Origin of the sequence: Bremerella sp. TYQ1, assembly GCF_020150455.1 — a bacterium.
Classification (GTDB): Bacteria; Planctomycetota; Planctomycetia; order Pirellulales; family Pirellulaceae; genus Bremerella; species Bremerella volcania_A.
This window is the reverse complement of record NZ_CP083740.1, coordinates 2671076-2686713: the sequence shown is the minus strand read 5'-3', so window position 1 is coordinate 2686713 and position 15638 is coordinate 2671076. Positions and strand designations below refer to the sequence as shown.

General features: G+C 56.0%; 12 protein-coding genes. 6 read left to right on the top strand and 6 right to left on the bottom strand.

What is annotated here, in order from left to right:
• Position 1: 1 nt before the first annotated feature.
• From LA756_RS10415 to LA756_RS10395, 5 genes are all read right to left on the bottom strand, one after another.
• Positions 2-1843 carry a hypothetical protein gene (locus LA756_RS10415; protein ID WP_224439814.1) on the bottom strand — a complete coding sequence of 614 codons (1842 nt, stop codon included), beginning with the start codon at positions 1841-1843 and terminating at the stop codon, positions 2-4.
• Between the two features lie 134 nt (positions 1844-1977).
• Positions 1978-3078 (bottom strand): DNA polymerase III subunit delta, encoded by a 1101-nt coding sequence (holA, locus tag LA756_RS10410; RefSeq protein ID WP_224439813.1) that lies wholly within the window; start codon positions 3076-3078, stop codon positions 1978-1980.
• Between the two features lie 43 nt (positions 3079-3121).
• Positions 3122-4873, bottom strand: coding sequence for a hypothetical protein (locus tag LA756_RS10405; RefSeq protein WP_224439812.1), 1752 nt, complete (start codon positions 4871-4873; stop codon positions 3122-3124).
• Between the two features lie 152 nt (positions 4874-5025).
• A complete protein-coding gene (locus tag LA756_RS10400) occupies positions 5026-5943 on the bottom strand; it encodes a DUF1559 domain-containing protein (RefSeq protein WP_224439811.1) in 918 nt (305 codons plus the stop codon).
• Between the two features lie 131 nt (positions 5944-6074).
• A complete protein-coding gene (locus tag LA756_RS10395; protein ID WP_224439810.1) occupies positions 6075-6722 on the bottom strand; it encodes a bifunctional 4-hydroxy-2-oxoglutarate aldolase/2-dehydro-3-deoxy-phosphogluconate aldolase in 648 nt (215 codons plus the stop codon).
• Between the two features lie 890 nt (positions 6723-7612).
• On the opposite strand from LA756_RS10395, the gene clpX reads away from it, so the two are divergent.
• The 6 genes from clpX (at position 7613) to LA756_RS10365 (ending at position 15207) form a co-directional block, all read left to right on the top strand.
• Complete coding sequence (clpX, locus tag LA756_RS10390; protein ID WP_224439809.1) at positions 7613-8902, top strand: ATP-dependent Clp protease ATP-binding subunit ClpX; 1290 nt, start codon at positions 7613-7615, stop codon at positions 8900-8902.
• A 234-nt stretch (positions 8903-9136) separates the two neighbouring features.
• On the top strand, positions 9137-10147 hold the full coding sequence (locus LA756_RS10385; protein WP_224439808.1) for a UbiA family prenyltransferase: 1011 nt from the start codon (positions 9137-9139) through the stop codon (positions 10145-10147).
• Positions 10148-10235: 88 nt separating this feature from the next.
• Entirely contained in the window at positions 10236-11069 is an 834-nt protein-coding gene (locus tag LA756_RS10380; protein ID WP_224439807.1) for a sugar phosphate isomerase/epimerase, read from the top strand.
• A 213-nt stretch (positions 11070-11282) separates the two neighbouring features.
• Complete coding sequence (locus LA756_RS10375; RefSeq protein WP_224439806.1) at positions 11283-12605, top strand: alkaline phosphatase family protein; 1323 nt, start codon at positions 11283-11285, stop codon at positions 12603-12605.
• A gap of 496 nt (positions 12606-13101) precedes the next feature.
• Positions 13102-14718 carry a HEAT repeat domain-containing protein gene (locus tag LA756_RS10370; RefSeq protein WP_224439805.1) on the top strand — a complete coding sequence of 539 codons (1617 nt, stop codon included), beginning with the start codon at positions 13102-13104 and terminating at the stop codon, positions 14716-14718.
• Positions 14719-14730: 12 nt separating this feature from the next.
• Positions 14731-15207, top strand: coding sequence for a hypothetical protein (locus LA756_RS10365; protein ID WP_224439804.1), 477 nt, complete (start codon positions 14731-14733; stop codon positions 15205-15207).
• Here LA756_RS10365 and LA756_RS10360 read toward each other — a convergent pair.
• Complete coding sequence (locus tag LA756_RS10360) at positions 15204-15530, bottom strand: YbjQ family protein (RefSeq protein WP_224439803.1); 327 nt, start codon at positions 15528-15530, stop codon at positions 15204-15206. The two genes, LA756_RS10365 and LA756_RS10360, sit on opposite strands and share 4 nt — an antisense overlap.
• Positions 15531-15638 lie beyond the last annotated feature (108 nt).

Genomic DNA, 15638 nt, shown 5'->3' with positions numbered 1-15638 from the left:
CCTACTTGATACGGAATTCAATCGAGGACTGACCGAACTTGTCGGCAGCCGGATCACGGACGGTTAATTCTAACCGATAGGTGCCCGAGGCGATGTTCTCTGGCATGTAAATCCGATACGGCACGTAGAAGTCGCGGCGACGTACGCGGCAGCTGTCTTTCACTTCGGCAAACTGACGTGCATCGATGCGACGGCCCCCTTGGTCGTAGATTTCGTAATTGCTTTGCAGAACCGTTTCAAACTTTCCGCCGACGTCCTTGCAGGTAAAGTTGTCGACTTCGACATACAACAGAACTTCCTGCTTCGGTTGGAAGTCGCGCGTTGGGAACGGTTTGAATTGGCCGAAGCTGTCGACACTTTGAATGAACTCTAAGTTGCGAAGCTCCAGCGGGCTGGCAGCTTCCAAGTGCGACATGGCTCGGCGGAACGAACCGAGGGCGAGCGTATGGCGACGATTGACGGGGATCTCTTCGACTTTCATGTAGTCGGCGAGGCCAAAGAGCGTGTTGCTCCAGACTTCCTGTTCTTCTGGAGTGAGACCTTCAACTTTTTCCATCGCTTCCCCTTTGCGATTCGCAACGAGGTAAAGCATTCGTAACCGGAGCTGGGCGATGGTACGTTCTTCTTCGGAGGCACGACCGTCGGTAGCCACGCGTTCCAGCTTTTTGATCGTGTCGTCGATCAGCGATTCCCAGTCGCCGGAATTGCCTTCCGGCTGATTACGTGCGGCCCAATAGGCGACTGTGTTTCCGCGACGTGTGTCTGAAATCCAACCGCGTCCCTTCAAGTCGAAGAGAATCGCATGCAGTTCGTCGAGGCTTAAAATACTGGGGTCCGGCGCGGCTCGCGAGTGATCGGGGGCGAACTGAGCTTTGTATTCCTTGTGCAACGCTTCGAGCGAGACCTGCCCACGCTGCCAAAGGATTTCCATCACGCGGTATTCGTTCTGCGAAAGCTGTTCGACCGATTCTTCTTCGGTGCTCTTCGACTTGGGACCAGCCATTTTCTCCGGCAGGTTCTTTGGATTTTGTCGCATCTCGTTGTAGGCGGCCGTTTGCAAGTCTTCGGGATAAAGCCCCTCGGAAGAAGCGGCCATCTCCGGCACATACGTGGCCAACTGAACGCCGGTGTCTTTGCGAAGTTGTTCTTGCGGAGCACGCGTCGCACGGGCTTCGGCGGAAGTCTTGCCACGCTCCAAGTCGATGGTTTTGGGGAAATGCGAAGGATCGACTTGAGCTAAGTGCGAGGTGTCTTGATGCATGTTGGTGGAAGGAAGTCGCTGTGGACCCTCTTCTGCCGCAGGAGCTGCCGACGTGTTCAAATGACGTTCGACCAGCTTGTTGGCATAGCTTTGCACCATGTCTGCTTTGTCAGAAGCAGGGGCTGCTGGCGTTTGTTGAACCACTTTTTGCTTCGGACCAAAAACAGGTTCCAGCTTCGAGAGTAGTTCTTCCCACTGTGAATCACTCGCCGAGGCGAATTCCTCCAGGATCTGCTTTTTGTCTGCTTCCGGAAGCGACAACGCTCCGACACGGGCCGCATATCCGCTGGGGGAAGCTGTTTCGGCAGGCTTGTTTTCTTCCAGCTCTTTCATGCGTGCCGCCAGCTTCTTCGCGAGGCTGACGTCGGCACTTTCTGATTTGACCAATTCGTGCTGTTTCGATTCGGACGCTTCCTGCGCAGCAGGCTTTGCAGCGGTTCGCGCAGGCTTACTGGCGGCCTGCTGGTCGAGGTAACTGTTGAGCGAACTAGGGTCCTTCATCCCACGATTCCACCCGCTCATACAGCCGGTGATCAGGATGGTTAACGAGACGATACTCAGGGGGATAATCTTCGACATCATTCGCTCTGGCTTCCGTTGATGGCGCGCTTGCGCATGCCTTCTTCCAAGAAACGGTCCGGCGGATAGTAGGAAAACGTCAAGAATGAAGCAAGAGATACCGACAAGCGTTTATTCAAGCGGTGATAGCAGTCGAATTAGCGAGAGTTGCTAGCTCGAGGTGGATCGAGCGCTTTCGAGAACGAAACGATCAGCTTTTCCAGGGCCAAACGTCCCCGAGCTTCGTGCGAATGGCTTCCCTTGAGCGACATATCGAGCTCGAGAAGCTGGCGATAAAGTCGACCGCCGCGGATTTGACCGAGGGCTAAAAGACGTCGCTGGGCTTCCTCCAACGCTTTGGGCCAGTTGGGAAAGCCTGCTTCTTTAAGGGCATCTCGCAGGCTGACGGCATCGCCGCGGCGACGGCCACGCTGATAAATCCGTGTGGCCGCTGCAAAGCGTCGTAAGCTCCACGCGATTTGCCCGTACAGTTTCTGCGGTTTGTCGCCCGATTGGAAAAGCCGATCGAGCTGGTGCAGGGCATCGGCCGTTTTCCCTTCGACCGCCGCATCGACCAGATGCCAAATCTCTTGCAACTGGCCACCATGAACTTGCTCGCGGACGAGATCTTCGTCGATCGATTCACTTGGCTCGACAAACAGCGACAGCCGGGCAATCTCTTGATCGATCAGGCCCAACTCGGTTCCCAGCATCTCGACCAACAGGTGAGCGGCGCCGGAATTGATTTTCGCGTCGTGCTCAGTCTTCGCTCGCCGGACGAACCACTTCGCGAGCGCGTCCATATCGAGCGATGTCTTCTTGCCCGACTTCTTCTCCGGCGGGTTGCATTGAACTTGAAGCCCGATCTCGTTGCACTTTTTGTACAACCGAGTGTTGGCGGCCCATTTTTCGACCTGCAGAACCAAGACGCCGCCGGGGCGTTTCTTTTCCAGAAAGCCTTCCAGTTCGTCCCGATAGCGTGAAACGAACGGATCGGCGTCTTCCACAATCGCCAAACGCCGCCCGGAACTGCCGAACAAGCTGACCGTCGAAACTTCGTCGGCCACGTCGACCCATGTCACGTTATTGCCGGACAGCTTGCCGTAAGGGACATCCGGATCGTCTCCCAGGACCGCTTTGCGAACTTTTTCGCTGGCCAGCTGGCGCAAGAAGGCATCGCGTCCGAAGACGATGCAGACCGAAGGGACCGATGTCTCTTCGGCGTCGAGAAAGTCGAATGCGTGGACCGTATTTGCCATGGCACCAAGTTACCCGGTATGGGGCGAATTGGCTACCAGCGACTTACCGAATCGTGACCGGCAAGGCGGCCTGATTAGGGTTTTTCGGCAGCGGCTTCAGCGACCGGATCTGAGCCCGCGGTACGAGGCCGTCGTTAGCGATGGCCCGTTTGAGAACGTATTCGCCCACATTGCCGGCTTGATCTTCGGCGGTGACTTTCAGGAAGATATCGGCCGGCACTTCGGGGGTAATCTTCCAGATGAACTGCCCAGAGTTCGCCATCTGCTCGGCAATTGGTTTCCAAGGGCCATCGGCCGACGCGGCATAGTACAGCGAAATCGGTCGGGCTGTCAGCGAATCGTCGCTGGCGGTCCAGTTGATATCGAGATGCCCGACGTGATGCCCTTCGCCGTAAACCACATTGGTGATCGTCGCGACAGGATTCGTCAGATCGACATGAACCCAGATGTCGGCCAGGTCTCCCGGTTGTGGGCGTCGCCCCGTCAGGCCGTTGCCACCTTCGACAACAATCCGGAAGCCGTAAGTTCCTTCCGACTGCACTTCGACGTCGAACGGACTTTGTCGGTCAGGGTCGGTCCCGCCTGGTTCCCAGGTTTCGCCCGCATCACGTGTCACCCATAGTTCGATCTGACCGATGCCGGAAGGGCCGACCGTATCGACACCATAGTTCAGCGCGAACGATTTCATGTTGATCGATTGCGGTTGAACTCCTGGCGGCAATCCAGGATGCGAAGTGGGCTGAGGAGTCGGCGGTTGCGGCGACGAAGCTTGCGGCTGGCTGGAACTTGCCACTGGTGGTTCCATCTTCATGCTCGCCGGCTTGAAGCGATCGTCCTGGCCAAACGGCTGCGGAGCAGGATTCTGTCCGGCGAATTGCTGAGGCCCAGGGTTGGGGTTTTGGGGAGCTTGCGTTTGTGGCAACGCGTTGTCGGTTGGCCATGGAACCGATTGCTTTGGCCGCTCAGGCATTTCAACCTGACGTCGTTGGAATGGATCGACAGGAACGTTTCCGGCAGCCAGCGAATCACCCGCCGGGCCGACGCCCGATTGTCCAGGGGCAGGGCGGGGGACACCATTCCAAGCCGGCTTCTGAGCGACCAGTGGAACGGAAACTGTTTGCTGTGCAAAGCCGACGTTGCCTGCTTTATCATGTGCATCGAGCCGGACCAGCATCACGCGTTCGGTTGCGATCGGAAAGAAGCGAGTCTCGCCGGCGACGACGCCGTCGGCCTGGTAGGCGTTCGAGGCATCGACTTGCACCGGCTGGAAAGGGGCTTGCCGCGAAGACTGATAGCTAAGCTGGATCTGCTGCGGATCGATCGCAGGATCTTGGATCGACCAGCGTGCGATCACTTCGCCACTTTCGAGTGCTTGCACTTGTAGCGAAACGTCTGGCGTCTGGGTATCGATGGCGACTTTCAGTTCTGGCTTGTAATAGCCACTGCTATCGGTCGGGCGGCCGGAAGGATCGAACGTCCGAATGGCGAACCAATACTCGCCGTCGTTCTTTGCTTGGAAGACAAACCGCTTTTGCTGTGCCGACTGGCGGTGATAGCCAATCCAATTGACGCCACGGTCGTTGGAGACCATCAGCTGGACTTCCGGCGTCGAATTGGGGGCATCGACCTGGTAAGGGATGCCGAATTCAGTCTGCCGCATCAATACCGGGCCGCCATCAGACGACGGAGTATTGGTCGCCGGACGTGGCTGCGCTGATAGCATGTCCGTGCCGAATGCCAGCAGCGATGCTAGTACGCCGAGCGTGGCAGCGAGCATTCGAACAGTGGCGAGCATGGACGACCCTTTGAGCGATAGAGGACACAACAGATACCTCTATCGGATTTTGAGTCGGCCGCTTGATAGGGTTGCTCTCGTGGTACGCGTCAGTGAAGGCTGGCAAGCTGTGCCGGTCGTACGGCTCGTAGCAGTCGGCGAGTACGTAGCGGCTAACGCTGCTCCAGCATATCGATCTCGAAGCCGATATCTTCGCTGCCGCTGCGGGTCGCCATCTCTTGAAGAAGTGTCACCGGGGTAATCGCATCGATGTTGTGCGTATCTTCGTTCAGCATGCCAACGTTGCCGGTCAGCGTCGAATTGGTCAGCATCTGCGACTTGATGTCGTTATCGATCAACAAAGTTCCCTGGGGGCTGTCGACGTCGTAGTTCTGTGTGGGATCGGTCCAGTCGAAACCAATGCCATGGACTTCGACGATTACCATCACCGTTCGGGCATCGTCCAGGATTTGCGAGCGGGAAATGGCTTTCTCGAAGGGGAACACCGTGCGCTTTCCGACGACCGCTGCAAAGCGAGTTGTGTTGACGTTGGTCGACTTGTCGGCCGGAGAACGATAGACATCAGGCATTTGCATCGTCACGGCAATATTGGAAGGGTCGTTCCACGGTTCATCAAAATTGTACTGCGTGTACAAATCGTTGCGGTTGAGCTGCGGCAAGATCATGACTCGCCACGAGTGGGTCGGCTGTCCGTTTTCATCCGTGAAATAGGCGGGCGGATAGGTTCCATGCAAATCATGATAGGCATTGAGCGCCTTCGTGATGCGGCCAATCTTTGACTGGGATGATTCGTTCATGCGATCGATCTGAAGCTGATTCGCAGCAGGTATCGCGACACGAAAGATTAGGACGGTCACAAGAAAGATCACCGACAGACACGCCACCGAGCCACCCAAGATTCCGAGAAGCGTGCCCAAGGAAACGCCTGACGTGCCGTCGGAACCGCGTGATGTGGCGACGCGAGTGTTGGCATGCCCAGGTGTTCCTTCCAAGTTGCCGGGGATAGTGATGGTTTTGGCACAGATCGCGCAGGGACCCGTTTGACCGGCATAACGTTCGAGGACCTCCATATGGGTCCCGCAATGTGGGCAGTCGTAAGAGATGGGCATGTGCGCAGCGAATTTCAAGGATGAGCAAACTTGGCAGCGTCGACCGACAAACTGATACGGTTCATCCTAGCCCTCGCCTACGCGGGGAACAACTATTGCGCTCGGAATCGCTGGACGATCTCGACATACTGCTTGGCCAGATCGCGAATACGATCCATGTCGTTATTCTGAATCGCCGACTTTTCGACAAGCGAACCACCGACGCCCAGCGCACAGGCGCCAGCTTTTAGGAAGGATTCGGCCGTATCCAAATTGACACCTCCGGTGGGCATCATGCGAATTTGCGGAAGGGGGCCTTTGAGCGCTTTCAGATAGCTGGGCCCTGTCAGATCGGAAGGGAAGATCTTGACCACGTCCGCTCCCGCTTGCCAGGCTTTGACGACTTCGGTGGGGGTTAATGCGCCTGGCATCATCGCTTTGTCGTAGCGATGGCTGATTTCAATGGTCGGCAGATCGACGATCGGCGAGACGATAAACTCGGCCCCTGCAAGGATTGCAATGCGAGCCGTCTCGGCATCGAGCACCGTGCCGGCCCCGAGTTGGATCTTGTCGCCAAAGCGATCAGCGACGTATTCCAAGACCTGATGAGCTTTAGGAACGGTAAACGTTACTTCGATAGCGGTGACACCCCCTTCGACGAGGGCCTCGGTCACGTCAGCGAGCACTTCCCCATTGTCCGCTCTTATAACGGCGACAATTCCGGTGTCGGAGATCTTTTGAACGGTAGCTTCACGGGGCATGATGTCGATGTCCTAACTGTTCTGCGAGTAAGAAGATAGGAGAACGCTTAGCCTATCCAGCAGTACGGCGTGCTGTCAATTTGCCATTTGGGCAACGGCAATCCGGGCGAAGGATTGGACGACAGTGACGTTTGTGGAAATAATATGGTTTTGAAGGCCTGTCTGCGCCCTGGGCGTGTTTACGGCGTGGATCGGTTTTGACGAGAGAGTGATTCCTGGGTCCCGATGGAAAATCAATATCTGCAGTTAGCATTCGCAGTATTCCTACTAGCGGTATGCATCCTAGGATTGGCACTAACGTTTCACTTTGTGAGAAAATGGCGCGAATACTCGGACGAGGACCAACACGGGTCCAATTCGATGCTATCAAAGTTCCGCGAAATGCATTCACGGGGTGAGCTATCGGACGAGGAATTCCGAAAGATAAAAACGGACATGTCGGCCCGAATCCAAGAGCCAGCAATAGTTTCGGAAGAAGCGGAAGTCGCTTTTACGGAAGATGCCAGCAAAACGGATTAGGGAGAAATTGTCTGGTTTTGCGAAACACAATCGCACAAACCAAATGATTGTTTCGTATTGCGAGGTGTGGTGCCTGGGAGGCCAACCAATGAGAGCCGTCGAAAGCGGTTCTCTCTTCGCCTATGCGAAGCGGTATCAGCGTAGAACGTTGCCAAGAAGCACAAGCAACTGACTGCGGCTGAAGATACGGCTCGAACTCTTTGCGGACAAGGATGCCCCCAGGCCAAACGGCTTCGATAAGCCATGGCCAGTCGAGCAGCACGTGGAAATAACAACAGCCCTGGCCGGCATTCGCATCAAGAGAAATGCCTCGAAGGTCCAAACGCCCGCTGCCAGGGGCTGTTCCAAGCGAAGCCGAAAGGAGTTAATTCATGCCCGCAGGAAATGACGTTGGTGGAACTCGCCACAACAGCACCAACAAGAAGAATGCATTCTGCTCGTTCTGTCGTCGCAACTACCGCGAAGTAGGTCCTTTGGTCGAAGGCCCCGGCGACGTTTACAACAACGTGTACATCTGTGGCGAATGCATCGATCTGTGCAAAGAGATCCTGGAAAAGGAAAATCGCCGCCGCGGCAACGGCAACAAGCTGTTCAACAAAATTCCTAGCCCTCGCGAGATCATGGCCAACTTGGACGAATACGTCATTGGCCAGGACGGAGCGAAGAAGGTCCTTTCGGTCGCTGTCCACAATCACTACAAGCGATTGGTGGTCGGTCACGAAGGTTCCGACGTCGAGATCGAAAAGTCGAACATCATGCTGGTCGGTCCGACCGGTAGCGGTAAAACGCTGATGGCTCGTACGCTTGCTCGGATCCTGAATGTACCGTTCGCCATCGGCGATGCCACCACGCTGACCGAAGCTGGTTACGTGGGTGAAGACGTCGAAAACCTGCTGCTCAAGCTGCTGCATGCTGCCGACTTCGACGTGGAAGCTGCCCAGCGAGGGATCTTGTACATCGACGAAATTGACAAGATCGGTAAGACGTCCAACAACGTTTCGATCACCCGAGACGTTTCCGGCGAAGGCGTTCAGCAGGCATTGCTCAAGATGCTGGAAGGCACCGTCGCCAACGTTCCACCTCAGGGTGGTCGTAAGCACCCAGAACAACAGTACATCCAGATCGACACGAGCAATATCTTGTTCATCTGCGGTGGTACGTTTGTTGGCATCGACGATATCGTTCGTCGCCGCATGGGTCGCAAGAGCATCGGTTTCGGTCAATCCTCCGGTTTCAAGTCGGATGCCGATGCCGCAGAACTGATGCGAAATGTGACCAGCGACGACGTGTTGGAATTCGGCCTGATTCCAGAACTCGTCGGTCGTCTGCCGATGGTCGCTTCGCTCGAACCGCTCGACCTGCATGGTTTGAAGAAAGTGATCACCGAACCAAAGAACGCTTTGGTGAAGCAGTATCAAACGTTGTTCGAGATGGAAAACGCCGAACTCGAATTCACCGAAGAGGCGATCGAAGCGATTGCCCAACGTGCTTTGGCCAAAGGGACCGGAGCTCGTGGTCTGCGTTCGATCATCGAATCGGTCATGCTCGACATCATGTTCGACCTGCCGGAACAAGAGCCAGGCTCGAACTACTCGATCACCCGCGAGATTGTCGAGGGTCGCGAAAAACTCTTCCAGATGCCCGAAACGAAGAGTGCCTAAGGGATTGTCTCCTGCAGTTCCTTCCTTTTCTCACGAAGCCCCGCGTCTATCGCCCGACGCGGGGCTTTTTTCGTTTCGTTTGCCATTTTTGTTGGGTTTGCGAGAAACGAATCGTCAGGCGATTCGCACGTTTAATGTTTTTTGGGGAGGTGAAGCGTTCTCGACGTTTCCTGCGGGAAAACTTACAATCGTGGGCCTACCCCTCGCGCCGTAAAAGCTGACAAGAGTGACCCCTTGGACGATTTGACTACCGCCCAGAAGCCTGTAGATCCCGCGTGGCTTGCCTTTGGCAAGTTGTGCCGGCTACCGAACCTGTTTACCGCTTGGGCCGATATCTTTGCTGGCTTCTTCATCGTGTCCGCGTATGCGAACGTCGGCGTTGCTAATCTGAACGCCCCCGTCGTGTTTGTCTGCCTGGTCTTGGCGTCGAGCTTGATCTACTCGGCCGGGATGATCCTGAACGACTACTACGACCGCGAAGTCGATGCTCAGCAGCGACCTGATCGCCCGATTCCATCCGGTGCCATTTCCGCGGCGACGGCTCGCAACGCCGGCTTCGGCATGCTGGCAGTCGGCTGCGTGGTGGCCCTGTTGGGCGGCTATGTTTATGTCGACTACGCTGCGATGCCGTGGCGAGGAGGCGTGATCGCGCTTTGCCTGTCGATTTGCGTGGTCGCCTACGACGCGGTTCTCAAGCGAACGGCACTTGCCCCATGGCTGATGGGAGCGTGTCGGTTCTTCAATATCTTGCTTGGCATGAGCCTGGCCAAAGAATTGCCGCTCGACGGAAGCTGGCAGCTGCTTGGCTACGACACCGGGCAATTCATGTTCGCGGGGGGGATCGGGCTTTATATTGTTGGCGTCACATGGTTTGCTCGGACCGAAGCAGTCGAAAGCAGCCGAGCGATGCTATCACTGGGGGCTGCATTGATGCTGATCGGGATCAGTTTGCTCGGATTTTTACCCTGGATTCAGCCTTCCATTGTCGATATCGATCAGGTCAAATCGTTCGGGCTGTGGGGGATTTTGGTATTATTGAGTCTGGCTTTAGGACGTCGGGTCGTGATGGCGATCTATTCTCCTGTGCCAAGAAACGTTCAATTGACGATCAAACAGGCGATTCTGTCGCTGATTTTTTACAATGCGGCAATTACTCTAGCAGTATGTGGAACGCTCTGGTCGGTGATCATCGTGGCGTTGCTGATACCCATGATGGGACTTCGCCGCTGGATGTATTCGACGTAGATTTATCCCCTGGGAAAATGCGGGCCGACTCCCGCTTTCAACACGCTTAAAACACGGCAGCATCGCACGGTCGAAGGTACGGTTAGGAATGATCCTGGGATACAACACGAATGGACTCGCCCATCACGACCCGTTTGACGCGGTCGAGATCCTGTCCGAGATCGGGTATTCCGCAATCGCGCTGACGATTGATCACCTGACGTTGACTCCCTTCGGCAATACCTATCTGGCCACGCGTCAGGTCGACCTTCTCGCTAAAGCGACCGAAGATGCCAAGATGCGAACCGTTGTCGAGACCGGGGCGCGGTTCCTGCTCGACCCTCGCCATAAGCACGAACCAACGTTCATCACGCCTGAAGCGAAGGGACGCGATCTTCGTTACGAGTTCATGCGGCACTGCATCGATACCGCGCAAACGCTCAAAAGCGACTGCGTTTCGGTCTGGTCCGGTCGTTTGCTCGACGACGTGTCTTTCGACGTCGCGATGAACCGCTTAGTCGCGTCGCTCGAGCCAGTGCTCCAGTACGCAGCCGATCGAGACGTGGTGATTGGCTTCGAGCCCGAGCCTGGGATGCTGATCGATACGATGGACAAGTTCGATCAACTGCGCGAGCGGATCGATGCTCCCAACTTTAAGCTGACGCTCGATATCGGCCACTTGCACTGCCAACGCGAAACGCCCCTGGGCGATTACATCCGCCGCTACGGCGATCAAATCGTCAACATCCACTTGGAAGACATGAAAGCCGGCGTGCACGAGCATCTTCCCTTTGGCGAAGGGGAAATCGACTTCCCACCAATTTTTAAAGCCCTCAAAGAAATCGACTACCAGGGCCCCATCAACGTCGAACTCAGCCGCCACAGCCACGACGGCCCCAACATGGCGAAGCAAGCGTTCGAGTTTCTGAAACCACTTCTGTAACGCTCCAGCGACGCCCGTTCCTTTGGTTCCCTCGCCCCTTTGGGGAGAGGGTTAGGGTGAGGGGTGAACTGGGGACCCGCTTCACCAACGGTCACCCTTGGGAAGGAAGACCGAACGTGCGAAGCCCTGGTTTTCTCGCGGTGCGTATCGGGTTAGAGTGACTTGATTGAAGTTTGATCTCTGACCTGCGTTCTTTTAGCGAGCACCCTTCCCATGGCTGACAACGTTGTCCTTCTCTCCATTCCCGGATTGCGAGCCTCCGACGTTGCCCACATGCCGAACCTGACGGCACTTACCCAAGATGGCGATAAGGCAACGCTCGTCCCCAGCTTTCCTTCGGTGACGTTGTGTGTCGAAACCAACATCATGACCGGGATGCTGCCCGTCGATCATGGCGTTGTTGCCAACGGTTGGTACGACCGCGAAAAGGGTGAAGTCGAACTTTGGACGATGGGCAACGAAGCGATCCAGCGTCCGCAAATCTGGGACACGCTCAAAGAGCACGATGCGTCGCTGACGTCGGCCGTTTGGTTTCCGATGCTCAGCAAACGCTGCAACGCCGATTACGTTTGCATGCCGGCGCCTGTCCACAACCCTGACGGAAGCGAGTCGCTGTGGTGCTATACCCGGCCGACCGAATATTACGGCGAACTGCTGAAAGAATACGACCACTTCCCGCTCAAGTTTTTCTGGGGGCCGCTCGCTTCGATTCCTTCCACCAAGTGGATCGCCGACACGGCCGTGCTGACGGCGAAGAAGCACAAACCTAACTTCTTCTACATCTACCTCCCGCATCTCGATTACCAGGCCCAAAAGCTCGGTCCCGACAGCGAACCAGCCATGAAAGCAGTCGCCGAGCTAGATGTTGTGCTGGGCGAGATGTTTGCCGGCTTGAAGGAAGCGTACGGCGAAGACGTGCTGATCCTCGTCGCCAGCGAATATACGATTGTTCCTGTCGATCACGTGACGTACCCCAACCGCGTCCTCCGCGAGGCGAACCTGCTCACCGTCAATAGCGGCGACGATGGCGAAACGATCGACTACCGCGGCAGCGACGCATTCGCCGTGGCAGACCATCAGTTGTCGCACGTCTACGTGAAAGATCGCGACGCCGACACAATCGCCAAAGTGGTGGAACTGTTCCAAGGGCAGGAAGGGATCGCCGAGGTCTTGGCCGGCGACGATCGCGAAAAGTACTTCCTGAATCACGAACGTAGCGGCGACGTGGTGCTTGTTTCGACCGCCAACAGCTGGCAGGCCTATTACTACTGGCTCGACGATGCCAACGCGCCGAAGTTTGCCCGAACCGTCGACATCCATCGCAAGCCAGGCTACGACCCTGTCGAATTGCACGTCGACATGGCGACCAAGTCGATCCCACTCGACGCGACCCTTGTGAAAGGCTCGCACGGGGCACCAGCCAAAACGGACGCCCAGCGCGGTGTGCTCCTTTCCAATCAAAAAGGGGTTTACCCAGAAACACCAATGGCCGACACCGACGTCTGCGATTTGGTGCTGCGGCAGTTTAATATCTAAGTTTGGGATCGGGCTAGTTGATGCTGAGCCCCTGAAGCGTAGCATCGAAAGCCTCTCTACTTCCTGTCCCCTCAACCCTTTGTGGAGAGGGTTCGGGTGAGAGGCGAGCGAGTGCCCGCTGCACCAACCCTCACGCTATCCCTCACGATTGAGAAGGGCGAGGGAACAGAAAGAATAAACGCGCCGATAGGCCATGCTTGGGACGTAACTCTCAAAGCACTTTCGTATCCTCAGCCGCACCGTTCTACTGTGTAAATAGTAGATTGCCGCTTGCAGGGGGATTGCTGACCACTAGAATCGCGTTGACTTGCCCCCTATGTCGGTCGTTCTTTGTTCGGTCTGTGACGATTGTGCAGGCTTTCGGTTGGGGCGATCATGATTTCGGACCGTTTCTCACGGCGGTTTCGCGCGGGGAAAACTAGATTTTCCTGTAGTGGATCTCGACTCTGGCTATTTGGAGGCCAGTGCGAATCAGACCCGCAGCGGGAATCGAAACGTGCCGACCGGAATCGAAAAGACCTTTCAGCTATTTACCAAAACGGAAAACCATGCAGCGGTTCCGGTCTTGGTAGATGCGCTCGATTCCCCTTATTCCGAAATACGCGAGGCGGCTCTTTCCGCACTATTGCATCAACGTCACCTGGTCGCTCAAAGGGCGTTGGTGAAGCGTTGGCGAAAGTTCACTCCAGTCCAGCGTAGTTGGATCGAACTTTCCGGTATCTCGCTGGAAATCGCCATCCGCGAGCTGATCCAATCAAACGATAACGAACAATTCGCCCTCGGTTTAGAGATCCTGAACCAGGTGCCGGAATATGATTTGATCCCTGCTTTAGCGCTCATCGTGCGCGACTCTGGCAACTCGTACCGCGATTCTGCCGGAAACACGCTGGTGAATCTGGCTGCCAATCTGCGTAAGCAGCTACGCAACGCCAACAACAGTGTCGGCGTCGAATCGGTGCGGAGCCGCGCGATCGAAGCCCTCAGCGATTGCATCACCCACTTCGAGCAGCACGAGTCGCTGGCCATTCTGGAAGCGTTTTTGGTGCTCGTCACACGCGAAAACCAATTGCTTCGCGAAGCCTGGAACAACACCAGTCATCCTGCACATGCGTCGCTGATTCGATTTCTACGGCACAGTTCGCGTCCAGAGCTGATTGACTTAGTGCTGAGTTCGCTGACCGATATGCACCCGAGCATTCCGGTGCTGAACATCATCGGCCTGCGTCACGATCCGGCTTTCATGTCGGAATTGACGATGCGAATTCAAGGGAATGTCAACGATACGGTGCGCCGCAATCTGGCCAAGCTTACGAAAGTGGCGTGGGCCGACGAGCATCGTCACGTGCTGGAAAAGCTAAATGGCTTGCAGCAAGCGGCTGCGGTTCATATGGCCATGTCGACGTCGATAGGGTCGGAAAAGCTTTACAAGATGTTGGTGATGGTGGCGAACTCTGGCCACTCGAGCGGTCGTCTGGCCGCCCTGGAAGAATTGGCCAGCTATATCGATCCCGCGACGAATGAATTGATTCTCGACGCGGTGAGCGATCCGAATTCCGCCGTGCGTGCCGAAGCATTGCGTCAGCTTCGACCCCGCGGAATCCCTGGGGCGATCAAGTTGCTGTTACAGCATTTGGACAGTCCCCAACTGGTCGTCCAAGACACCGTTCGCAACGCGCTCGCCGAGTTCAATTTCCCTCGCTTCCTGTCGGCGTTCGATAAGATGAGCCCCGAAGCTCAGAAGAACACCGGTCGCTTGGTGCGGGGCATCGATGCCAACACGCAGCGATTGCTGGCCGCCGAGATGAACGACGATGCGAGTTATCGTCGGCTGCGAGCGTTGAAGATTATTGAAGTGATGGACAATCACTTGGACATGGAAGCTGACTTGATCAAAGCCTTAGGGCATGAAGATCATTTCCTGCGAGCCGAGGCGGCCAAGCTGCTTTCGCGCTGTCCTTCTTCGCGATCGGTCACGGCGCTGCGTGAAGCGATGCTTGATCGCAACGTTCGCGTGCGCGAGAACGCCGAGTCGAGTTTGCGACGGATCGCGGGAACCAAGTCCCTTCCGCCAGCGATCGACAAGTCGGTCGCCAGCGCTCAGGTCCCCACGTAGGAGCAACAAACGATGGCGACTGCTTGGGACATTCTGATTTTCGCCGACCAGCAAATGGTCGACTTCCGAGCGATGGGAGAGCACTTCCGTGCCGACAACGCTCACATCAACATCCCACACGTGATCATCCTGGTCGTGGCTGTGCTGTTGATTGCGACGCTGATCTGGGCTCTTTCGCGGTGGCAAGAAAACACGGCCGCTTGGAATCTTGATAACCCGCAGCGGTTGTTTACTGATCTTTGTAAGAAGCATGAGTTGTCTTCGCACGACTCTATGCTGCTGAAGAAGATCGGTCGCGAGCTTCAGTTGACGCATCCCGCGAGCTTGTTTGTTGACCCAAGTTTGTTGGTTTCGGCGATGCAGCTAGAGAAGTTCCAAGAGCTGCATGATGAACTAACCCATTTGGGCGAAGAGTTCTTTGGCTTCCATCTGTGGAAGCAGGCCATCGCGGCCGACAGCTTGGTGCATAAAGAAGCCACGACCGGCTAGTCGGCCTTTGGCTCGATCTTTACGGCAGTCCCATAGGCTAAGACTTCCGTCGATCCCTGGGTGAACTCCGTCGCGTCGTAACGCACTCCGATGATCGCATCGGCGTTAAGCTGGCGAGCATGCTCAAGCAGCAAGTCATACGCATGCTGGCGAGCTTCTTCACACACAGCGGCATACTCGGGAATGTTACCACCCCCGATCGATCGGATGCCGCCGATGAACCCGCGAGCGATGCTGGTCGAGCGAACGACGATGCCGCGAACCAATCCGAGGTACTCAACAACTCGATGCCCTTCGACATCGTTGCCTGTGGTGATGATCATGACATGGTCTCTTCAAGTGTGCGAGAAATGTACCCCAAGTCTGCGCGAAGTTTGCGCGTAAAAAAAGCCGAGAGCAAAAACTCTCGGCTTTAAATTGTCGTGATGACG

Coding starts and splice junctions, on each gene's coding strand:
- holA (WP_224439813.1), bottom strand. CDS start 3,078: ATGGCAAATACGGTCCACGCATTCGACTTTCTCGACGCCGAAGAGACA.
- LA756_RS10405 (WP_224439812.1), bottom strand. CDS start 4,873: ATGCTCGCCACTGTTCGAATGCTCGCTGCCACGCTCGGCGTACTAGCA.
- LA756_RS10360 (WP_224439803.1), bottom strand. CDS start 15,530: ATGATCATCACCACAGGCAACGATGTCGAAGGGCATCGAGTTGTTGAG.
- LA756_RS10400 (WP_224439811.1), bottom strand. CDS start 5,943: ATGGAGGTCCTCGAACGTTATGCCGGTCAAACGGGTCCCTGCGCGATC.
- LA756_RS10375 (WP_224439806.1), top strand. CDS start 11,283: ATGGCTGACAACGTTGTCCTTCTCTCCATTCCCGGATTGCGAGCCTCC.
- clpX (WP_224439809.1), top strand. CDS start 7,613: ATGCCCGCAGGAAATGACGTTGGTGGAACTCGCCACAACAGCACCAAC.
- LA756_RS10365 (WP_224439804.1), top strand. CDS start 14,731: ATGGCGACTGCTTGGGACATTCTGATTTTCGCCGACCAGCAAATGGTC.
- LA756_RS10415 (WP_224439814.1), bottom strand. CDS start 1,843: ATGATGTCGAAGATTATCCCCCTGAGTATCGTCTCGTTAACCATCCTG.
- LA756_RS10380 (WP_224439807.1), top strand. CDS start 10,236: ATGATCCTGGGATACAACACGAATGGACTCGCCCATCACGACCCGTTT.
- LA756_RS10395 (WP_224439810.1), bottom strand. CDS start 6,722: ATGCCCCGTGAAGCTACCGTTCAAAAGATCTCCGACACCGGAATTGTC.